The 20,615-nt window shown below is 50.4% G+C and carries 20 protein-coding genes; 10 read left to right on the top strand and 10 right to left on the bottom strand.

The window, feature by feature from the left end:
- Window positions 1-90: 90 nt before the first annotated feature.
- From recJ to B5F29_RS06335, 4 genes are all read right to left on the bottom strand, one after another.
- Window positions 91-1,782 (bottom strand): single-stranded-DNA-specific exonuclease RecJ, encoded by a 1,692-nt coding sequence (recJ, locus tag B5F29_RS06350; RefSeq protein ID WP_087153815.1) that lies wholly within the window; start codon window positions 1,780-1,782, stop codon window positions 91-93.
- 11 nt (window positions 1,783-1,793) lie between these two features.
- Entirely contained in the window at window positions 1,794-3,176 is a 1,383-nt protein-coding gene (scfB, locus tag B5F29_RS06345) for a thioether cross-link-forming SCIFF peptide maturase (RefSeq protein WP_087153814.1), read from the bottom strand.
- Between the two features lie 87 nt (window positions 3,177-3,263).
- Window positions 3,264-3,407 carry a six-cysteine ranthipeptide SCIFF gene (scfA, locus tag B5F29_RS06340; RefSeq protein WP_087153813.1) on the bottom strand — a complete coding sequence of 48 codons (144 nt, stop codon included), beginning with the start codon at window positions 3,405-3,407 and terminating at the stop codon, window positions 3,264-3,266.
- Window positions 3,408-3,490: 83 nt separating this feature from the next.
- Window positions 3,491-3,865: a TIGR04086 family membrane protein gene (locus B5F29_RS06335; protein WP_087153812.1), complete on the bottom strand. Its 375-nt coding sequence runs from the start codon at window positions 3,863-3,865 to the stop codon at window positions 3,491-3,493.
- A 142-nt stretch (window positions 3,866-4,007) separates the two neighbouring features.
- On the opposite strand from B5F29_RS06335, the gene B5F29_RS06330 reads away from it, so the two are divergent.
- The 6 genes from B5F29_RS06330 (at window position 4,008) to B5F29_RS06305 (ending at window position 9,997) form a co-directional block, all read left to right on the top strand.
- Window positions 4,008-5,309, top strand: coding sequence for an HlyC/CorC family transporter (locus B5F29_RS06330; RefSeq protein ID WP_087153811.1), 1,302 nt, complete (start codon window positions 4,008-4,010; stop codon window positions 5,307-5,309).
- A gap of 99 nt (window positions 5,310-5,408) precedes the next feature.
- The gene (locus B5F29_RS06325) at window positions 5,409-5,885 is read left to right on the top strand and encodes a LeuD/DmdB family oxidoreductase small subunit (RefSeq protein ID WP_087153810.1); all 477 of its coding nucleotides are present in this window, start codon (window positions 5,409-5,411) and stop codon (window positions 5,883-5,885) included.
- Between the two features lie 2 nt (window positions 5,886-5,887).
- Entirely contained in the window at window positions 5,888-7,138 is a 1,251-nt protein-coding gene (locus B5F29_RS06320; RefSeq protein WP_087153809.1) for a 3-isopropylmalate dehydratase large subunit, read from the top strand.
- Window positions 7,139-7,204: 66 nt separating this feature from the next.
- Window positions 7,205-7,702, top strand: a complete 498-nt coding sequence (locus tag B5F29_RS06315; protein ID WP_087153808.1) for a LeuD/DmdB family oxidoreductase small subunit — start codon at window positions 7,205-7,207, stop codon at window positions 7,700-7,702.
- Window positions 7,703-7,705: 3 nt separating this feature from the next.
- The gene (locus B5F29_RS06310; RefSeq protein WP_087153807.1) at window positions 7,706-8,953 is read left to right on the top strand and encodes a 3-isopropylmalate dehydratase large subunit; all 1,248 of its coding nucleotides are present in this window, start codon (window positions 7,706-7,708) and stop codon (window positions 8,951-8,953) included.
- A 63-nt stretch (window positions 8,954-9,016) separates the two neighbouring features.
- On the top strand, window positions 9,017-9,997 hold the full coding sequence (locus B5F29_RS06305; protein ID WP_087153941.1) for a Gfo/Idh/MocA family protein: 981 nt from the start codon (window positions 9,017-9,019) through the stop codon (window positions 9,995-9,997).
- 81 nt (window positions 9,998-10,078) lie between these two features.
- On the opposite strand, the gene B5F29_RS06300 is transcribed toward B5F29_RS06305, so the two are convergent.
- Window positions 10,079-11,065: an NYN domain-containing protein gene (locus tag B5F29_RS06300; RefSeq protein ID WP_242955593.1), complete on the bottom strand. Its 987-nt coding sequence runs from the start codon at window positions 11,063-11,065 to the stop codon at window positions 10,079-10,081.
- Window positions 11,066-11,427: 362 nt separating this feature from the next.
- Here B5F29_RS06300 and treR point away from each other — a divergent pair, with 362 nt between their 5' ends.
- From treR to treC, 3 genes are all read left to right on the top strand, one after another.
- A complete protein-coding gene (treR, locus tag B5F29_RS06295; RefSeq protein ID WP_087153806.1) occupies window positions 11,428-12,135 on the top strand; it encodes a trehalose operon repressor in 708 nt (235 codons plus the stop codon).
- 143 nt (window positions 12,136-12,278) lie between these two features.
- Window positions 12,279-13,712, top strand: a complete 1,434-nt coding sequence (gene treP, locus B5F29_RS06290) for a PTS system trehalose-specific EIIBC component (RefSeq protein WP_087153805.1) — start codon at window positions 12,279-12,281, stop codon at window positions 13,710-13,712.
- A gap of 28 nt (window positions 13,713-13,740) precedes the next feature.
- Complete coding sequence (gene treC / locus B5F29_RS06285; RefSeq protein ID WP_442911274.1) at window positions 13,741-15,384, top strand: alpha,alpha-phosphotrehalase; 1,644 nt, start codon at window positions 13,741-13,743, stop codon at window positions 15,382-15,384.
- A gap of 110 nt (window positions 15,385-15,494) precedes the next feature.
- Here treC and B5F29_RS06280 read toward each other — a convergent pair whose 3' ends face one another.
- The gene (locus B5F29_RS06280; RefSeq protein ID WP_087153803.1) at window positions 15,495-16,247 is read right to left on the bottom strand and encodes a sigma-70 domain-containing protein; all 753 of its coding nucleotides are present in this window, start codon (window positions 16,245-16,247) and stop codon (window positions 15,495-15,497) included.
- On the bottom strand, window positions 16,240-17,190 hold the full coding sequence (locus B5F29_RS06275; RefSeq protein WP_087153802.1) for a DMT family transporter: 951 nt from the start codon (window positions 17,188-17,190) through the stop codon (window positions 16,240-16,242). The genes B5F29_RS06280 and B5F29_RS06275 overlap by 8 nt, the downstream gene beginning before the upstream one ends.
- Window positions 17,191-17,312: 122 nt before the next feature.
- Here B5F29_RS06275 and B5F29_RS06270 point away from each other — a divergent pair, with 122 nt between their 5' ends.
- On the top strand, window positions 17,313-18,005 hold the full coding sequence (locus tag B5F29_RS06270) for an N-acetylmuramoyl-L-alanine amidase (RefSeq protein WP_087153801.1): 693 nt from the start codon (window positions 17,313-17,315) through the stop codon (window positions 18,003-18,005).
- A gap of 1 nt (window position 18,006) precedes the next feature.
- On the opposite strand, the gene B5F29_RS06265 is transcribed toward B5F29_RS06270, so the two are convergent.
- From B5F29_RS06265 to B5F29_RS06255, 3 genes are all read right to left on the bottom strand, one after another.
- Window positions 18,007-19,332, bottom strand: coding sequence for a replication-associated recombination protein A (locus B5F29_RS06265; protein ID WP_087153800.1), 1,326 nt, complete (start codon window positions 19,330-19,332; stop codon window positions 18,007-18,009).
- A 64-nt stretch (window positions 19,333-19,396) separates the two neighbouring features.
- Window positions 19,397-20,104, bottom strand: coding sequence for a polysaccharide deacetylase family protein (locus tag B5F29_RS06260; protein ID WP_087153799.1), 708 nt, complete (start codon window positions 20,102-20,104; stop codon window positions 19,397-19,399).
- Window positions 20,105-20,373: 269 nt separating this feature from the next.
- On the bottom strand, window positions 20,374-20,604 hold the full coding sequence (locus tag B5F29_RS06255) for a hypothetical protein (RefSeq protein WP_087153798.1): 231 nt from the start codon (window positions 20,602-20,604) through the stop codon (window positions 20,374-20,376).
- Window positions 20,605-20,615: the final 11 nt, after the last annotated feature.

Genomic DNA, 20,615 nt, shown 5'->3' with positions numbered 1-20,615 from the left:
CCGTATCGCTCTCCTTTACCGCACTTTCGGGCGCTTCTCGTGCCCGCACTGATTCTAATATAGCACAAAACAAGGGGTTAGGCAATTGCTTTAACAATAATCCAGGATCCGTATCTGCAGCTTCTTTCTCCCCCTGTACTCATTCATTTCCGGATAATACAGAAAATGCAACCGATCTTTTTTCTGAAAATCCGACAGGACCTGCTGCATGTCCTCCCGGAAAAAGACCCCGTCCATGGCAGTTCCCTCTTCGTCCATCAGCTTAAGCCGCAGCATATTCTGGTGCTTCCCCAGCACCCGGCTTTCCAGTATCCGTACATTCCGTACCGCAAAAACGGGACGGGTATTGCCTTTTCCGAACGGCTCCAAAAGTTCCAGTTCTTCTGTCAGTCTCTCTGTCACCCATCTGAACGGAAGCACCATATCGATGCGTTCCACCTCTGTCAGGTCTTCTTCGGTCAGAGTGCAGGACTCGTTGATTCTTCTGCGGAATTCTTCCACATTCTCTTCCGCAAGGGACAAACCCGCCGCCATAGGATGGCCTCCGTATTTCAGGAACAGGTCCCTGCATTTGCTCATCTCTTCAAACATAGAATATGTCTCGATGGATCTTCCGGAACCTTTTACCGCCTCTTCTCCTCTGGTCAGGACAAAAACCGGCCGGTAATAACGTTCCCGGATCCGTCCGGCAATGATTCCCGCCAGACTTTCATGACAATCCGGAAGGTAAACTACCAGCACCCGGTCATCTCTCAGAGGACCGTTTTCAATCTGCCGAATCCCTGCTTTTACCCCCTGCTCTGTCATCGTCTTCCGTTCGTCATTCAGATCTTTTAGTTCCTTCGCGCGTCGAAGCGCCAGTTCATAATCCTGTGTGTCCAGAAGCTCCAGCGCACGTTTTGCAGTATCCAGCCTGCCCCCGGCATTGATGCAGGGACCCAAAACAAAGCCGATATGAAATGCCGACAGCCGTTCCCGGGGCAATTCATTGACTTCGATCAGCGCAGACATGCCCGGATGCGCAGTCTCCCGCAGCATTTTCAAACCTTCCCGCACCAGGATGCGGTTCTCATCTTCCAGGTCCATCACGTCCCCTACCGTGGCAAACGCGGCGAACATCATCAGTTCCCTGTATAAGCCATCGTCCCGATACGGAAACGCTTTCCAAAGTTCCCCTGTCAGCTTCCAGGCCACCGCCGCCCCGCATAACTTTTTAAAAGAATACAGACAGTCCTCCTGTCTGGGATCGATCACCGCATCCGCCGGCGGAATTTCCCGCTGAACCTCATGATGGTCTGTCACCAGTACAGTCATGCCTTTTTCTTTCGCATAGGCGATCTCTTTCACCGCCGCGATTCCATTATCGCAGGTCAGTACTGTATCGATTCCGTCCAGGAACGCCCGGTCTACCAGTTCCTGATTCAAACCATAACCGTCTTTGATTCGGTCCGGAATATCCGTATCCACATTGGCTCCCAGAACGGAGAGACCTTTCAGAAGAATATAAGCGGCGCAGACTCCGTCGATATCATAGTCTCCGATAATACGGATCCGCTTCCCCTGCCTGATTTTCTCCGACAGAATCTCCACGGTATCCTTCATTCCTTTCATGGAAGACGCCGGATACAGATCCTTTACCGTGCCGTGCAGATATTTCCGGATCTCCGCTTCTCCCCGGATCTCCCGGTTGCGGATCAGGCGTGCCGCCAGCGGAGTAATGTGAAACTGCTGCCCTATCTTCTGAAAATCCGCGCCTTTCCTGATTTCTACCCATTTTGACATGCGGCTGTCCCTTATTCCCCGTCTTCTCCCGCGGCGTCCATCTCCGCTTCCGCCGCCTTAATCATGATCGCGCACTCCACACGTTTGCGTTCCAGCTCGCAGCTGATATCATAAGCCTCATTGATCGATCCGTGGAATTTCCAGGCATTTGCCGCGCAGCCGCCGCTGCAGTAGAATTTCGCAAAGCAGTTTCTGCATTTTTCCTTAGAATATACGTTGCACTGCTTAAATTCTTCCCGAATATCCGGACGCACGATGCCGTCGTCCACATTTCCCATCAGGTACTGTTCGTCCCCCACAAACTGGTGACAGGGATACAAATCTCCCCAGGGAGTCACAGCCAGGTATTCCGTGCCGGAACCGCATCCGGACAGGCGCTTGGCCACACAGGGTCCTCCCGTCAGATCCAGCATAAAGTGAAAGAAATTAAATTCCCTGTCTGTTCCGTGACGTTTCACCATCTCCGCGGCCAGACGGTCATATTCCTCCATGATCTGCGGCAGATCTTCTTCCCGCAGCGCATATTCTTCCTCTTCCGAGCCGACCACCGGTTCCACAGAAATCTGTTTGAATCCCAGGTCCGCCAGATGAAGCACATCTTTGGAAAAATCTTTATTATGTCTGGTAAACGTTCCCCGCACATAATATTTTTCCTGATTCCTGCTCTCGGCCAGCTTCTGGAATTTAGGAAGGATCAGGTCATAACTCCCTTTGCCTCCGCGGAACGGACGCATGTAGTCATGGACTTCCTTTCTTCCGTCGATGCTGAGCACCACATTTGCCATTTCCTTATTTACAAATTCCTGAACTTCATCGTTCAGAAGCACACCGTTCGTCGTCAGCGTAAAACGGAAATTCTTGTTGTGAATCTTTTCCTGCTCCCGGCCGTATGCCACTAGGTCTTTCACCACCTGCCAGTTCATCAGCGGCTCGCCGCCGAAGAAATCCACTTCCAGATTCTTACGGTTTCCGGAATTGGCAATCAGGAAATCCAGCGCTTTCCTACCCACTTCATAACTCATCAGAGCGCGTCTGCCGTGATACTCTCCCTCTTCGGCGAAGCAATACCGACAGGCCAGATTGCAGTCGTGGGCAATATGGAGACAAAGCGCCTTTACCACCGGTTTCTTCGCGTCCACGATCTCCTGGATATAATTTTCGTAGATATCTTCTGTGTACAGTTTTCCGGCCTGAATCAATTCTTCCAGATCCTCCGCCGCTTCCCGGATCTCTTCCTCCGGATATTTAGCCTTCAGGAGGCGGACCGTCTCCTCCAATCCCTTTTCCTTATAATAGGGAACCATATCGTAAACCAGATCGTCTACCACATGGACCGACCCGCTGTTCACATCCAGCAGAATATTGTATCCGTTGTTTTTGTACTGGTGTACCATGTTTTCTTTCCTCTCTATAGAAATATTATCTCATGCACGAAAAAAGCAGCGACAAAATCGCTGCTTTCCTGTCAAGCTAGGCCTGTCTTATTTATTGTTCTCGCAGCTCTGGTTTCCTACCGTACAGGAAGTCTTGCATGCAGACTGGCAGGAAGTCTGGCACTCGCCGCAGCCGCCCTTCTTCATGGTATTCTGCAGGGTCTGCGTATTTAAAGTCTTGATATGTTTCATCTCATCGTCCTCCTAAAATGTACTGAATTACATGATTATTTATAACTATATCATAAGAGATGAAAAATGAAAAGAGTTTTTTATCACGCGCACATCCCGCCAAGCATGCCTCCTCCCATACACAGAAGGAATGTTGTAAAATAACTGGTGGTCCCGTCCTGCAATCCCCGGTTGACAGCCAGCGATACCAGGGTCATTATCAGAAAATACAACAGGCCCAGCAGCACGCCCCAAAGAAATTTTCTGCTTTTCATCATTTTCCCTGCCAGAAAACCTCCTGCAAAACAGGACACTATATAGATCAATATAATACCGATCTGTATTTTCCCTTCATCCAGGCGGAAACGGTACAGAAGTCCCGCCAGCAAAAGAAGAAGTCCGCCGGTCAACAGGTAAGATACCAGCAGAGCTTTAACAACCCTCACTCCCTGATTCAAAGAGATTCCCGGTTGATTCATAAACAAGTCCCTCCCCTCGTGTACTCCTGCTTCTATTTATATGCCGAACGCCCTTGATTATGCTGCGGCACTTGCATTTTGTTTCAAAATATCGTATAGTTATTTTTGTCTATACCTAACAGAATTAAAGGAGTGAACTACATTGGATTCCAGTGACGCCATACAGGTACTGATCCTGCTTATCTTGATCGGGCTCTCCGCGTTTTTTTCTTCATCGGAGACCGCTATGGTAACTGTCAACAAGATCCGAGTCAGAAATCTGGTCGAAGAAGGCGATAATCGTGCAGTGATTCTCTCTAAAATCATCGAGGATCAGGGCAAAATGCTCAGCGCTCTTCTGATCGGGAACAATATTGTCAATCTTTCCGCATCCTCTCTGGCTACAGTTATGGCTACCGACTGGTTTGGAAGCATCGGTCCTGGTATCGCTACCGGCGTATTGACATTGGTAATATTAATCTTTGGAGAAATTACTCCTAAAACATGCGCGACAATACAGTCAGAGAAACTCGCGTTGAATTTCGCCAGATTCGTATATGCATGGATGACGATAGCCACTCCTCTGATTTTCATCATGAACAACCTTTCCAGAGGAATCCTCTTCCTCCTGCGGGTAAATCCCGACACCAAACAGGAATCCTATACCGAAGAAGAGATCCGGACGATCGTAGACGTAAGCCATGAAGACGGCGTCATCGAGCAGGAAGAACGCGAGATGATCAACAATGTATTTGATTTCGGTGACGCTACGGCCAAAGACATCATGGTTCCCAAAGTAGATATCAGTTTTTTAAAGGCGGATGCGTCTTATCAGGATATTCTGAATGTATTCAATGAAAACAAATATACCCGTTATCCCGTCTATGAAGAATCTACGGACAATGTGATCGGCATGCTCAATGTAAAAGATCTCCTGACCTACGAAGACAAAGAACATTTCGATGCCCACAACATTCTTCGGAGCGTGCTCTTTACACATGAGCATAAACGCACTTCGGATCTGCTGGTTGAGATGCGGAAAAGTTCTACCAATCTCGCGATTGTGCTGGACGAATATGGCGTAACCTCCGGACTGGTTACTGTAGAAGATCTTCTGGAAGAAATCGTCGGCGATATCCGTGATGAGTATGACGAAGATGAAGAAGAACTGGTCCGCCAGCTCACCGATACAGAATACATCGTAGCCGGAGCCATGAGCCTGGATGATCTGAATGACAGTCTGGAGCTGGAAGACAAAGGGCTGGCCCTGGAGTCGGAAGATTATGATTCTGTGGGAGGTATTATCATCGAGCTCCTGGATCATCTTCCGCATGTGGGCGAAGAAGTCACGACGGAAAACGGCATTCGGCTTGCAGTGGATTCTATGGAAAAGAACCGGATCGACCAGGTTCACATTTATCTGCCAGAACCGGCGTCCGAAGAGATTCCAAAGGAAGATAAATAGCAGATTACAGGCAGCCGGAAGATTCCGGCTGCCTGTTTTTATAATACGCCTGTTTTTACAGGTCAAACACCATGAATTTTAAGAAGAGGAGGTTCCCCTATGGGAAAAATATTCAAATTCCATACAGATGTGGATACGGACCAGATCATCGCGTCCCAGTATCTGCTTTTTCCAACCATTGAAGAAATGAAAGTACATACCTTCGAATCCCTGGATCCGGACTTTGCGTCCAAAGTAAAACCGGGTGATTTTATCGTGGCTTGCGAGAACTTCGGCTGCGGTTCCTCCAGAGAGCAGGCGCCGGGGGTATTGAAGGCGCTGGGAATCCAGGCTGTGATCGCCAAATCTTTTGCCCGGATCTTCTACCGCAACGCCATCAATATCGGACTTCCCGTTATCGTCTGCAAAGACCTCTATGATCACGTGTCTGACGGAGATGAGATGGAACTCTCCATGAACGAAGGCATCGTCCGGTGCGGCGGCAAAGAATTCACCTGCACCAAACTCCCGCCCTATATGCAGAACATCCTGGACCAGGGCGGACTGATCGCATCACTGAACAAGGAGGAGGCATAATCATGGGAATGACTATCGCAGAAAAAATCATCGCCCGCGCGGCCGGTGTGGATACCGTAAAAGCCGGAGATATCCACACAGTGGAAGTTGACCGTCTCATGAGCAATGACGGAACCACTCATCTTACTATCGATATGTACAACAACCAGCTGAAGCACCCGCACATTGCCGATGTGAATAAACTGGTCTGGATCGTGGACCATAATGTTCCGTCAGACAGTCCCAAGACTGCCGCATCCCAGAAGAAAATGCGCGACTTTGCCAGAGAACATGGCATCGCGTTTTATGAGGGCCAGGGCGTCTGCCACCAGATCATGATGGAAAAATATGTATGTCCCGGCGAACTGATCTTCGGCGCGGACAGCCATACCTGCGCCTACGGAGCGCTGGGAGCATTCGGTACCGGCGTAGGATGCACGGATTATCTGTATGCCATGGTCACAGGAAAATCCTGGGTACTGGTACCGGAAACGATCCGCTTCAATCTGACCGGCAGACTTCCGGAGGGAGTCTATGCCCGAGACCTGATCCTGACCATCATCGGAAAAATCGGCGCAAACGGCGCAAATTACAAGGCTATGGAATTCGTCGGTGAAGGAATGAAAACCCTCTCCATGAGCGACCGCATCTCCATCTGCAATCTTTGTGTGGAAGCAGGCGCGAAGACCGCGCTGATGGAGGTGGACGACATCGCTCTTGATTATCTGCGCGCACACGGCAGAGAACCAAAAGCATGTTTCTCCAGCGATCCGGACGCCGTATTCTCCGCGGTCTATGACATAGATTTGGGCTCCATCGTGCCGATCGTGGCAAAGCCTCATTTTGTAGACAATGTATGCCCGGCCGGAGAAGCGGCCGGAACCAGAATCGATGAAGCCTTCCTTGGTTCCTGCAACAACGGACGCATCGAAGATCTCCGTGTCGGAGCCGCGCTGTTAAAGGGCCGGAAAGTCCATCCCCTGGTCCGTTTTCTGGTCGTACCGGCCAGCCAAGCAGTCTACCAGGAAGCCATAAAGGAAGGATTGATCCAGACCTTCATGGAAGCAGGCGCCATCGTCATGAATCCCAACTGCAGCGTCTGCTGGGGAAGCTGCCAGGGTGTCATCGGCGAGGGAGAGACTCTGATCAGCACCGGCACCAGAAATTTCAAGGGCCGTGCAGGACACCGGGATTCTTTCGTCTACCTGGCAAGCGCGGCGACGGTGACCGCTTCCGCCATCAAAGGCGAAATCGCCACCGCCGACATGCTGTAAATCACAGGCAGTTCTGCGGCCGGAAAGAGGCCGTAATCTGCGCTTTTCTTAAAGGAGTTTTTAGATATGAAAGAGACATTTAGCGGCAGGGTCTGGCTGCTGGGAGACGACATCGACACCGATATCATCATCCCCACTGAATACCTTGCATTAAAAACCGTACAGGATATGGCGCCGTATGCCTTTTCTCCTCTGCGCCCGGAACTGGCCTCCCAGATCCGGCCCGGCGACATCATTGTGGCCGGAAAGAACTTCGGCTGCGGCTCTTCTCGTGAACAGGCGCCGGAGATCATCAAAGCGCTGGGCGTCCGGTGTGTCGTTGCAAAGTCTTTCGCCCGGATCTTTTTCCGCAACGCGATCAACAACGGTCTGCTGCTCATTGAAAACGCAGACCTCCGGGATGCGGCAGCCGAAGGCGATACCATCACGGTAGAAATGAACCGGCAGATCATCCATCAGGGAAAAGCATATCCGATCGCTTCTCTTCCCCAAAACCTGATGGATATTATCGAAGCGGGCGGACTGGTCAAAGCCATGCGCCGGCTGAACGGACTGGAGGATTAAGAGATGGGACAGACAATCATAGAAAAAATCGTCAGCCGCAATGTGGGGCATGATGTGAAGCCGGGCGACATCGTAACGGTTCATGTGGACAAAGTCATGATCCACGACATTTTTATTCCGTTTGTGGCGGAAAAATTTGAAGAAATGGGATTTCAGAAACTCTGGGATCCGGACAAAGTCGTACTAATCTATGATCATCTGGTTCCGGCCAGCCAGGTGGACGACACCCGCCATTTCCGGATCGGCAACGCATTTGTGGAAAAATACGGTATGAAAAACATCCACCGAAGCGACGGCATCTGCCATCAGCTTATGACCGAAGCCCTGTATGTGAAACCCGGCGATATCGTCTTTGGAACCGACAGCCACACCACCACTTACGGATGTGTAGGCGCATTTTCTTCGGGCATCGGATACACAGAAATGGCCAGTATTCTGGGGACCGGAACCATGTGGATCAAGGTTCCGGAAACCATTAAAGTAGAGATCGAAGGAACACTTCCTAAAGGCGTGATGTCCAAAGACATTATTCTCCGGTTGATCGGCGACCTTCGCGCAGACGGGGCCACCTATCAGGCGCTGGAATTTTGCGGCAGTACTGTGGAACAGATGTCCGTCGCCAGCCGTATGACAATGGCAAATATGGCGATTGAAGCCGGTGCAAAATGCGCGCTGTTTACGCCGGATGAAAAAACAGCAGAATACTGCAGGATGGAACTGACCGACAAAGAACGCTCCCTGACCGGAGATGCGGACGCAAACTACATCCGTACCATCCACTACCGGGCTGAAGATTTTGTCCCGGTACTGGCCTGCCCTTCGCAGGTGGACAATATCCGCCCGGTCAGCGAATTTTCCGGTACGCCTGTCGATCAGGTCTTTATCGGCTCCTGTACGAACGGACGTCTGGAAGATCTGCAGACGGCAGCCTCCATCCTGAAAGGAAAGAAAGTCGCTCCATTTGTGAAACTGATCGTGACTCCCGCCAGCCGGAAAATCTATGAACAGGCGCTTGCCGACGGGACCATGGCCATCCTGGCAGAGGCAGGCGCGATCATCACCCATCCCGGCTGCGGCCTTTGCTGCGGACGCACCGGCGGCATCCTGACTGACGGCGAACGCGTTGTCGCCACTAACAACCGGAATTTCCTGGGCCGTATGGGAACTTCCAAAGTAGAAATCTTCCTGGCTTCCCCTGCCACAGCGGCGGCCACTGCAGCCGCAGGGAAAATCACGTTGCCGGAAGTATAGATCTGAACACCGCGGGAATACCCCGGAAATATATTACATCAAAGGAGGACTGGACTTATGCCCATGAACATCGGAATCATCGGAGCCGGAAACATTGCGGCCTGGATGGCGAAAACCATCGGTCCCATGCCGGAAGCGGCAAGCTTCGCCGTCGCTTCCAGAGATCTGAAAAAAGCTTCGGCATTCGCCGAAGAATACGGTTTCCAAAAAGCCTACGGTTCCTATGAAGAACTGGTAAACGACCCGGATGTGGACATCGTCTATATCGCGACGCCCCACTCCCACCATTTTGAGCATGCAAAACTCTGTATCGAGCACGGCAAGCATGTACTCTGTGAGAAAGCCTTCACCATGAATGCCGCACAGGCCGAAGAACTGTTTGCTCTTGCCGAAAAGAAAAGCGTCCTGATTACAGAAGCCATCTGGACGCGCTACATGCCCTCCCGAAAAGTCATCAACGACCTGCTGGCGGAAGGCATTATCGGCGAAGTCCGCACACTGACCGCCAATCTCTGCTACCGCATCTGCCAGAACGAACGTCTGATCCGGCCGGAGCTGGCGGGAGGCGCACTCCTGGATGTGGGAATCTACCCTCTTAATTTCGCGCTGATGCATTTTGGAGATGATTTCCAGAACATTTCTTCCACCGTGCTCATGACAGAAACCGGTGTGGACGGTCAGGAATGCATCACCCTGACCTACCCGGACGGCCGCTTCGCTGTCCTGACTGCAGGCATGTACGGAGAATCTGACCGTCACGGAGTCTTTTACGGTTCCAAAGGATATATGGTCGTGGACAATATCAACAACCCGCTGGCCATCGACATCTGCGGACCCGATCATCAGGTCATGCGCCACATCGACCTGCCGGAACAGATCACCGGTTATGAATACGAAGTTCTGGAAATGATCGACTGCATCCAAAAAGAGGAAAAAGAATGCCCATCCATGCCTCACGAAGAGACTCTGAGAGTCCTCCGGATCATGGACGGTCTCCGGGAAGACTGGGGGCTGGTTTATCCGCAGGAAAAACATACGGTATAAGTTTTATAATATCTCCAAAAAACCGGAAGAAATTCCTCGCATTCCGAGATTTCTTCCGGTTTTTCTATGGCTATCGTCCAATCACCGATTTTTCAGCCTCACCATATTTCCATCCACGCTCAGCCCATGAATACTTCGCAGGAATCCGGAAATACGGCTGTACCCATAATCCTTCAGGTCAAACCCATTATATTTATTCTTCAGCTCGTCATTGATCACCGCCAGGTTATCCACTACGCCGCCATTTCTGCGAATAATGCCGAGAATCTCACTTTCAATCTTTTCCCGTTCGATTGCCTGCCCTTTCCGTATGCCATAGTGATTATTGGACCGGACGATCCGGAAATGCGGAATCTCCTCCGACAAAAAAACGCTCAGTTTGGAATAACCATAGTTGCGCACGTCAAAATCCGGAAAACGCATACTCAGTCTTTGTCCTACAAACCCCAGGTCCAGCGTATCCTCCCCGGTCTCACTGAGCAGCTGCAGGATCGCGTTTTCTATCGTTTCAATACTTGTCACATTATCCATACCATTGTCTTCCTGGCTTGTATGGACTGTCGTCTCCGCACTGTCCTCCTTGTTGGATTCTCCGATCAGATTCAGGTGGATAAACCGGTTGCATGCTCTGGTCAGTGCCAGCGGCGTCTTGGATTCTCCCATACCCAGCACATATTTTTTTTCTTCTCTCAGACGCATGGCAAGCCTGGTAAAATCGCTGTCGCTGGTTACCAGACAGAAACCGTCCACTTTGTTCTGATACAGCAGATCCATGGCGTCGATCACCATGGCCATATCCGTACTGTTTTTTCCTGACGTATAAGAAAACTGCTGAATCGGAGTAATGGAATGTTCCAGCAGAGTCCCTTCCTTCCATCCATTCTCCTTTGACCAGTTTCCATAGATTCTCCTGCAGGATGCAAATCCGTATTTCTCCAGCTCATCAAAGATAACCTGCGCATACTTGGAGCTGATATTCTCCGCGTCGATCAGCACCGCAAATTGTATTTTCTCTTCCATCTCATACCCCACTGTCTGCCGGGACACCGTTTCCCCGGCTGTACTCAAGTCCTCAGACGAACTTTTCTACAAAAATGATACCTGATTTCCGTTGGAAAATCAAGGATATAGGCGCTGACGCCGCGCCTTTTTCCCGAAATAATCGTATTTTTTTGTGCATCTTTTTGATCTCCCCCAATAATGAATCCGGAGATAAAAACAACAACCAGCCAAGCGAAAACCCCGGAGATGGAGCCTCCGGGGTTTTCATTTGGTGCCGCATGGACACTGCTTTCAGTTTTGCCTAACGGCACTATATCATATGTTCGTCGTTGTTACAATATTCATTCCCATAAGACATCTTGTAATTTTATCAGGATTCGATATACTTATATGTATAAGCAGTATTTTAAAAGAAAGCAGGATGAAATATGGCAAGCAAATACGTACAAGTATATACCGACCTGAAAAACATGATAGAATCTGAAGCCCTGAAAACAGGACAGGCTTTGCCCGCGGAAGGGGAGCTGATGGAGCTCTATCAGGTATCCAGGGATACCATCCGGAAAGCGCTGGGAATCCTGGAAAATCAGGGATATATTCAAAAATCCCGGGGAAAAGTCGCCACCGTAGCCGGGAAGAAAGAGTATGTCTTTCCTTTTGAAAAGCTTGCCAGTTTCAAGGAACTTAACGCCCACCTGAACCGGCAGACCAGAACCGATGTGGAAAATCTGGAGATTCTTTCGGATGCAGGCCGCATCAAGGAACTGTTCGGAGATCACGCGGAGTCCGAAGTCTATGACCTTCTCAGGGTCAGGGTGATCGACGAGGGGCGGGTCATCATGGACCACGATTTTTTTAAACGGAGCATTGTCCCCAACCTTCCGCTGAGAGCCTGCAGGGATTCTGTCTATGAATATCTGGAAAAGGAACAGGGGCTGAGAATCGGATATGCCACCAAAGAAATATTTGTCTGCGACGCCACGGAGCAGGATCGAAAATATCTGGACATGGGGCGCTATGACCTTGTGGTCGTTGTCAAAAGTTATACGTATACGTTTGATGGTATCTTGTTTCAATATACAGAATCCAGGCATCGGCCTGATCACTTTAATTTTGTAGGAGTTGCACAAAGATAGGCTTTTTAATTTATACATTGCGCCGGTTTTGTTGAGCGGCGCAAATTTTTTACCTAAAATCGTTGACCATCAAATACGTATATGCTATTGTATCAGTATGCAAGTACGTACATGTTATAAGTTAAGGGTGAGAGGTGGATAAAATGTCCGAATTTACAAACGACGCAAAAAAGATGCTCGAATTAGTGGGCGGAAGAGATAATATTGTATCGTTCACGCACTGCGCAACACGCATGAGATTTGTCCTGGCTGACGACAAGAAAGCGGACGTGAAGGGAATCGAAGAACTTTCCTGTGTAAAAGGAAGCTTTACACAGGGCGGACAGTTCCAGGTCATCATTGGGAACAAGGTCTCCCAGTTCTTCGATGAATTTTCTGCAGTCAGCAATATGGACGGCGTAGACAAGCAGGAAGCGAAGAAAGCCGCGAAAGGAAATATGAATCTGCTCCAGCGGGCGGTGGCAAACCTGGCCGAGATCTTCGCGCCGATTATTCCCGCGATCATCGTCGGCGGTCTGATCCTGGGCTTCAGAAACGTAATCGGAGACATTAAACTGCTGGAAAACGGAACCAAGGCGATCACGGAAGTCTATCCATTCTGGGCGGGCGCCTATAATTTTCTCTGGCTGGCAGGCGAGGCAATCTTTACATTCCTCCCCGTGGGCATTACCTGGTCCGTATGCAAAAAGATGAATGTAGACCAGATGCTGGGTATCGTACTGGGCATCACGCTGGTATCTCCGCAGCTTATGTCCGCATCCGACTATGTGGCCGCCATTGAAGCGGGAGATCCGATTAAATACTGGGATTTCGGTTCCTTCCATATCAACATGGTAGGCTATCAGTCGCAGGTTATCCCGGCGATTCTGGTAGGACTGGTATTTGCAGTGATTTACAGATTTTTGAAGAAACATGTACCGGAGGTCATCTCCATGATTGTGGTTCCGTTCTTTTCCCTGATCCCGGCGATCATACTGGCCCATACCATCATCGGACCCTTCGGGCGTATGATCGGCGACGGACTGGCAGGCATCATCATGGCAGGCTTTAATTCCTCCTTTGCCTGGCTGTTCAGCGGTATCTACGGGCTTCTCTATCCGCTGCTGGTCATCACGGGACTGCACCATTCCATGCTTCCTATCGACCTGCAGACAGTAGCTACCATGGGCGGTATCTACACCTTCCCGGTAGTAGCCCTCAGCAACATCGCCCAGGCGTCCGCAGTCATGGCCTTCGTATTCATCAACCGGAAAGACGCGAAAGCCAGGGAAGTCGGTATCCCGTCCTTCATCTCCGGCTATCTGGGCGTCACGGAACCGGCCATGTTCGGCGTCAACCTGAAATACCTGTATCCGTTCGTGGGCGCCATGCTTACCAGCGGTATCATGGGCATCGTCTCCAGGTTCTTCGGCATCATCGCCAACAGCGTAGGCGTAGGCGGCCTTCCGGCTTTCCTTTCCATGCGCGGAGACAAGATACCGGCATACATACTGTGCATCGTCATCGACATCATACTGGCTTTCCTTATCACCGTCGTACTTTCCAAGACGAAATTAAAAGATATGGGAACCAAATAATCGATAAACCGACAGCAAAGAGGAGAACATCATGAATCTGGGAAATAAAGTAGTATATCAGATCTATCCGAAGTCATTCCAGGACACCAACAGCGACGGCATCGGAGATCTGAAAGGTATCATTAAACATCTGGATTACCTGGAAGAACTGGGCGTGGATTATATCTGGATTACTCCTTTCTATGTGTCGCCTCAGAACGACAACGGGTACGATATTGCGGACTACCGCAATATCGATCCCATGTACGGAACAATGGAAGATTTTGACCTTCTTGTAAAAGAGGCGGCGAAAAGGAACATTTATCTGATGATGGACATGGTATTCAACCACTGCTCAACCAGGCATGAATGGTTTCAGAAAGCCCTGAAAGGCGATCCTTATTACCGGGACTTTTTTATCTTCAAAAAAGGGAAAAACGGCCTTCCTCCTACCAACTGGGAGTCTAACTTCGGAGGAGACGCCTGGAGCTATCTCCCGGAAACAGATGAATATTATCTGCACCTTTTCCATGTGACGCAGGCAGACCTGAACTGGGACAATCCGAATGTCCGCCAGGCATGTTACGATATCGTAAACTTCTGGATCGATAAAGGCGTGAAAGGCTTCCGTTTTGATGTCATCAATCTGATATCCAAAACCGGGATCTATGAAGACGACCTGACCGGAAACGGAAAGAAATATTATACGGACGGTCCCAGGATCCACGAATATCTTCAGGAGCTGAACCGGAATACCTTCGGCAGATATGACGACATCATTACCGTCGGCGAAATGTCTTCCACCACTCTGGAAAACAGTATCCGTTACTCCAACCCGGCTTCCCATGAGCTGTCCATGATCTTCAGCTTCCACCATCTCCGGATCGACTACCCCTCCGGCAACAAATGGCAGATCCAGCCGTTCCGTTTCCATGATCTGAAGAAAAATCTCTTCACATGGCAGCGGGAGATGGAGAAAGGAGGCGGCTGGAACGCGCTGTTCTGGTACAACCACGACCAGCCCCGCATCGTCTCCAGGATCGGAGACGATGGGAAATACCGGCTGGAATCCGCCAAGATGCTGGCAACCACCATCCACGGTCTGAAGGGGACTCCTTATATCTATCAGGGCGAAGAGATCGGCATGACCAACGCGGGATTTACGGATATCAGCCAGTACCGGGATATTGAATCCCTGAACTATTATAATCTGATGAAACGGAAGGGGAAACCGGAAGAAGAAATCTACGAAAGTCTCCGCAGAAAATCCAGGGACAACTCCCGCACTCCCATGCAGTGGGACGACTCCGAAAACGCCGGTTTCTCTGATGTGCAGCCCTGGATCTCCGTGATCCCGAATTACAAGGAGATCAACACCCTGGACCGGGAATCGGATAATTCCATATTTAATTACTACCGGAAGCTGATCCGGCTGAGAAAAACAGTCCCCGTCATCGCTGACGGAATCTTTGAGGCACTTCTGGAAGAAGATGACCGGATCCTTGCCTACAAGAGAACAGACAGCACGCAGGAACTCTATGTCTTCTGCAATTATTTTCCGGAAGAAACACAGGTTTCCCTGAACATCCCGACGGACTGCAGGTGTATCCTGTCCAACTACAACGAGGATATCCGACCTGAGAATCTTACGCTCCGGCCCTACGAAGCAGTCATGTTCCTGCGCGATATCTGATATTTATAAAATTGCCCCTCCCAAAGACAGCCGCAGAATAACACATTCCACGGCTGTCTTTTTTCATTGTTTACTTGCACTGTACAGCATAATCGCCATTTATAAAATGCTCAATCTTCGCTCTTTTCCGCCGTCTCAATCGTCTCTCCCGCGATCCGGAGCAGATCTTCAATCTCTTCTAACGGCATATCCAAATACATGGAAAGCTCGTCCGGCGTCACTTCTCTTCCCAGATCCTCGGTCAGTTTCGTAACGGAGTCCGCCAGCTTATTCAGCTTCTCTGTGATCTGCGCACCGGTATCCCGGGCGTCCTCCTGTTCCCGAATCGCCTCCTGCAGAGCTCTGCGTATCTCGTGCTCCAGATGCGCTTCCACCGTCAGCGCCTCATCCATCAATCCCAGGGTATCAATACCTACCATCAGTCCCAGACTGCCTTCCTGTACCAGGTCCTGTATAGGAAGACTTCCATGCGCATAGTCCTCTGCAAGTTCCAACACATAATCCATGTAGTGTTCTGTCAGAAGCCGCTTTGCCTCCGCTTCTCCGTCAGCCGCCCTGGCATACAGATCCGTCAGCCGGTCTGCGGGCTGTTTCTTTAGTCTCTTCAGATCCTTCCGGTACTGCTTCAAAAATTCCTGTTCCCCGTCGGTATACGGAGGCTTTTCCACCTCCGGAATCACCGCCCCTTCCACATGGATCCCTTTTCCCGCCAAGTATGCGTACACCATCTGATACTGTGTTTCATCCAGACCCATACCGGAAAGGGCATCCTGAACTTCCTGTACCGACAGCTTTCGGTCCTTCGTCTCGGCCGCCGCTTTCAAAGCAGCTAACGCTGTCCGAAATTTTATTTGTTCATCCATCTGTGTTCCTCCTTTCTATTTCCGGCATCATCAGCCGCTCTTCTCTTGCCTGGTTTACTGAAATAATCAGCACAGCAGACAATACCAGGGCAAATCCCATCAAATCCACCGGCTGAAATACCACTTTAAGCCACACTACCGACATAACTGTAGCCGCCACCGGTTCTACACAGGATAACACGCTGGCGTTTCCCGCTCCCACCAGCTTCACTCCCGATAAATAGAAATAAAACCCGCAGACAGTCCCGAAAAGGACGATAAAGCACATGGCAAGCAGGGTCTCTCCATCCATCACCGGATGTATCCTCCAGGGACGGCGCAGCAGCATCAGCACAATCCCTCCGATCAGCATCCCCCATCCCAGCGTAAGCAGCGTAGAATACCTGCTCATCAGCCACGCCGGCTGAAGATTATAGATCACGACGGTAACTGCCGCCGCCAGTCCCCAGAACAGCGCCTGCGCCGGGATCGCCAGTTCCGCCGGATTTCCATGAGTTGCCAGTACGAAGGTTCCTGCCATGGAGCAGAACAAAGCCGCCAGTTCGTATGCTTTCGGCATCCTCCGGTTTTTCAGGCAAAGAAAAACCAGTATCATGGCCGGTCCGGTATACTGGAGCACTGTCGCCGTCCCCGCGTTGGAATACTGGATCGTGGTAAAATAGGAATACTGGCAGAGCATCATTCCGAAAATCGAAAAAATCAGAATGTCCCTTCTCCCTCTGGGTTCTTTCCAGACCTCCAGTACCTGCGTCTTCCGGGTAACCGCCAGGAAGAGCAGGATCACGCTTCCTGCCAGAGTAAGGCGCCATGGCACCAGCCAGTCAGAAGTCACCGACTTATACTGCATCAGAAATTGTCCGCAGCTCCCGCAGAGTCCCCACAGCGTTCCTCCCAACAGTGTAAGCAGGATCCCCTTCCTTTTTCTGTCTCTCGTGTTTGTCATCAAAACACTCTCCTCTCGTAAGCCTTTTCCATCATACTCTATCTTGCAGGAAAAATCCAGTTCCACTTCACAATGCAAAGCCGTTCCGCATATATTGTTTAAAAAAGGTATGGGGATATTCTATGGCAGAAAAAATAGTGATCGATGCCGGACATGACGGCATCGGCGATCCCGGAGCTGTCTGCAATGGTCGGAGAGAAAGCGACGATAATCTGGATATGGCTCTTGCCATCGGCGATATCCTGTCCAGAAACGGATATGATGTGGAATACACACGAACCGGAAACACCAATCAGACTGTGCAGCAAAAAGCGCAGTTCGCCAACGACGGAAACGCCGATCTGTTTATTTCTATTCATCGGAACAGCTCTCCCTATCCGGGACAATATAATGGGGTTCAGACATTGATCTACGACCGCAGCGACATCAAAGTTCCCATGGCGGAGAATATCAACCGCCGGCTGGAAGAGGTCGGATACCGAAACATCAACGTGGAAACCCGTCCGAATCTGGCTGTGCTCCGCCGGACACAGATGCCCGCCCTGCTGGTGGAAGTAGGATTTCTGAACAGCGAAAAAGACAACCAGCTTTTTGACGCCCGTTTCCGGGAAACCGCCCAGGCTATCGCCGACGGTATCATGGAAACTCTGAACGCGTCTTCCGGAGAAACAGAAAACGGCTCCGCGCAGAATCCCGGCGGACAGCGGCCATTATACCGGGTTCAGGTCGGAGCCTTCTATAATCTTCAAAACGCGGTGGCGCTGGAACAGGAACTGAAACGACTGGGATACAACACCTGGATCGTAACTGTGTGATTTACTCCATTTCCCGTCCATGCAGATGGGAGAGCCATTCCGAGATCCGCTTCTCCTCTCCCATCTGCGTGGGATAGTAGAAGCGGCTTCCCCTGATCTCATCCGGCAGATACTGCTGCTGTACATAATGTTCCGGATAATCATGGGCATACTTGTACCCGATTCCATGTCCAAGCTTTTCCGCCCCTCCATAATGTCTATCCTGCAGATGTACGGGCACGGTTGTGGTGGTCGTCTTTACCGTTTCCATGGCGTCAAATACTGCGTTGCACGCCGCGTTGCTCTTTGGAGCCGCCGCCACATAACACACCGCCTGAGACAGGATGATCTGAGCTTCCGGCATCCCTACCCTTTCCACTGCCTGGGCAGCGGCCACCGCCACACATAATGCCTGCGGATCCGCGTTTCCCACATCTTCGGATGCGCAGATCATGATCCTTCGGGCAATAAATTTGATATCTTCTCCCGCGTAGAGCATTTTCGCCAGATAAAAGACCGCCGCGTCCGGATCCGATCCGCGCATGCTCTTGATAAAAGCAGAAATAGTATCGTAATGGTTGTCTCCTTCTTTATCATAACGGACGACTTTTTTCTGAATACATTCAGCCGCCACGTCCAGGGTGATATGGATCTTCCCGTCCTCTGTCCGGTCCGTGGTCAGGATCCCCAGTTCCAGGGCATTCAGCGCGTTTCTCGCATCTCCTCCTGCCATATCCGCCAGAAAATCCAGCGCTTCTTCATCCGCTGCCGCGTCATAGGCTCCCATCCCCTTCTCCACATCAGTCAGGGCACGCCGGAGCAGGGTCTTGATATCTTCCTTTTCCAATGCCTTCAATTCGAAAATAATCGATCTGGAGATCAGCGCCCCGTTCACTTCAAAATAAGGATTTTCCGTGGTGGCCCCGATCAGAATCAGAGTGCCGTCTTCCACAAAAGGCAGCAGATAATCCTGCTGGCTCTTATTGAACCGGTGTATCTCATCCACAAAGAGAATCGTCCGCCGCCCGTACATTCCCAGAGCGTCCTTCGCCTGGCGCACCACTTCTTCCATATCTTTTTTTCCTGCCACAGTGGCATTGATCTGGGTAAACTCCGCGCTGGTAGTATGGGCGATGACTTTCGCGATCGTCGTTTTCCCCGTCCCGGGCGGTCCGTAAAAAATCACGGAACGCAGCTTGTCCGCCCGGATCGCCCGGTATAGCAGCTTGTCCTTTCCCAGAATATGCTGCTGCCCCACTATCTCTTCCAGCCTCGTGGGACGCATGCGGGACGCCAGCGGCGATTCCGATTTCATCGTATTGCTTCTCATATAATCAAACAAATCCATATCTGTTTTCCGATCCCTTCTGTTTTTTACATCTTATCACGAATCCCTGCATTTTTCATCTCTTTCAGTCCATAATAACCTGATCCACCGTCACAAATTCATAGCCCTCCGCCTCCAGAAGGGGAATGAATCTCTCCAGCGCCTGAACAGTGCTCTCATAACCGTCATGCATGAGAATAATCCCGTTTTCTTCCGCCTGCTCTGTCACGCGGCATACGATCTCATCCACATTCTCCGTAGTCCAGTCCAGCGTATCTATGGTCCACATAACAGGGATCAGATTCAGGCGGTCTTCCAGTCCTTCGCTCCATGTCCCGAACGGCGGACGCACGTATTCGGTTCCTTTCCCGGTCAGGCTCTCGATCAGGTCGCTGGTCTTTTGGATTTCTTCACATGCCTGATCCAGGGGCAGACTGGTAACCTGTACATGATGGTATGTATGGTTTCCGATCAGATGCCCTTTTGCGTCAATCTCTTTCACCAGATCCTGATGTTCCTCTATATTCTGTCCGAGCAGAAAAAAGGTCGCCGGAATATTCCCCTGATCCAGTACCTGCAGCACCTGCTCCGTATAGACCGGATGCGGCCCGTCATCAAAGGTCAGGGCAATTTTCTTTTTCTCTGATTCCCAAGCCCCTGTCATTTCCGCGGAAGAGGTACCGGCAGGGAGTACCGGCCCCGGCTCTTCTTCTGTTCCGGACAGAGCTCCGGCTGCCAGCAGCACAAGACATGCCGCCCCTATCCAGTTTCCGTATCTGCGGCTCCATCCCATCTTTACCCCATCCCCGCGCAGTCTTCTGATACAGTATATGACACTGCCGCATTTTTAAGCTCTCATACATTCTCTTTTGTTTTCTTTCAGGGTTTCTTTATTTATTTTAGAATTCTTTTAGACGAGTGACATATTTTAGACATATTTACTTGATAATATAATGACTGTAAGGAAGACATATCCGTATTTCATTCATAACACTTGGGGGCTCTCCCATAAGCCCCCACTCCCTCGAAACTTTAAGGTTCTCACGAAAGTGAGAGCCTTTTTTAAATCTCTGAGAAGGTATAACGCTGGGAAAGCCCGCCGGCATTCACATGAAAGATCACCGTTCCGTCTTCCAGATCCTCCCGGTTCAGTTCCACATCTTTGTCCTTATGCCTGGAACGCACATATTCTTCCAGATCGTCGATCTGCGCCTCTTCAAAGAACACATCCCGCATCTGGTTGTTCGCGCACTCATTGAAAATCTCATGTACTACTTCATACTCTTTTTTCATGAACTTTCCTC

Source organism: Lachnoclostridium sp. An196 (assembly GCF_002160135.1).
GTDB lineage: Bacteria > Bacillota > Clostridia > Lachnospirales > Lachnospiraceae > Hominiventricola > Hominiventricola avistercoris.
Note: the sequence above shows the minus strand (reverse complement) of the source record. Positions and strands in the feature narration are given on the sequence as shown.

Coding starts and splice junctions, on each gene's coding strand:
- recJ (WP_087153815.1), bottom strand. CDS start 1,782: ATGTCAAAATGGGTAGAAATCAGGAAAGGCGCGGATTTTCAGAAGATA.
- scfB (WP_087153814.1), bottom strand. CDS start 3,176: ATGGTACACCAGTACAAAAACAACGGATACAATATTCTGCTGGATGTG.
- scfA (WP_087153813.1), bottom strand. CDS start 3,407: ATGAAACATATCAAGACTTTAAATACGCAGACCCTGCAGAATACCATG.
- B5F29_RS06335 (WP_087153812.1), bottom strand. CDS start 3,865: ATGAATCAACCGGGAATCTCTTTGAATCAGGGAGTGAGGGTTGTTAAA.
- B5F29_RS06325 (WP_087153810.1), top strand. CDS start 5,409: ATGGGAAAAATATTCAAATTCCATACAGATGTGGATACGGACCAGATC.
- B5F29_RS06320 (WP_087153809.1), top strand. CDS start 5,888: ATGGGAATGACTATCGCAGAAAAAATCATCGCCCGCGCGGCCGGTGTG.
- B5F29_RS06315 (WP_087153808.1), top strand. CDS start 7,205: ATGAAAGAGACATTTAGCGGCAGGGTCTGGCTGCTGGGAGACGACATC.
- B5F29_RS06310 (WP_087153807.1), top strand. CDS start 7,706: ATGGGACAGACAATCATAGAAAAAATCGTCAGCCGCAATGTGGGGCAT.
- B5F29_RS06305 (WP_087153941.1), top strand. CDS start 9,017: ATGAACATCGGAATCATCGGAGCCGGAAACATTGCGGCCTGGATGGCG.
- treR (WP_087153806.1), top strand. CDS start 11,428: ATGGCAAGCAAATACGTACAAGTATATACCGACCTGAAAAACATGATA.
- treP (WP_087153805.1), top strand. CDS start 12,279: ATGTCCGAATTTACAAACGACGCAAAAAAGATGCTCGAATTAGTGGGC.
- B5F29_RS06280 (WP_087153803.1), bottom strand. CDS start 16,247: ATGGATGAACAAATAAAATTTCGGACAGCGTTAGCTGCTTTGAAAGCG.
- B5F29_RS06275 (WP_087153802.1), bottom strand. CDS start 17,190: ATGACAAACACGAGAGACAGAAAAAGGAAGGGGATCCTGCTTACACTG.
- B5F29_RS06270 (WP_087153801.1), top strand. CDS start 17,313: ATGGCAGAAAAAATAGTGATCGATGCCGGACATGACGGCATCGGCGAT.
- B5F29_RS06265 (WP_087153800.1), bottom strand. CDS start 19,332: ATGGATTTGTTTGATTATATGAGAAGCAATACGATGAAATCGGAATCG.
- B5F29_RS06260 (WP_087153799.1), bottom strand. CDS start 20,104: ATGGGATGGAGCCGCAGATACGGAAACTGGATAGGGGCGGCATGTCTT.
- B5F29_RS06255 (WP_087153798.1), bottom strand. CDS start 20,604: ATGAAAAAAGAGTATGAAGTAGTACATGAGATTTTCAATGAGTGCGCG.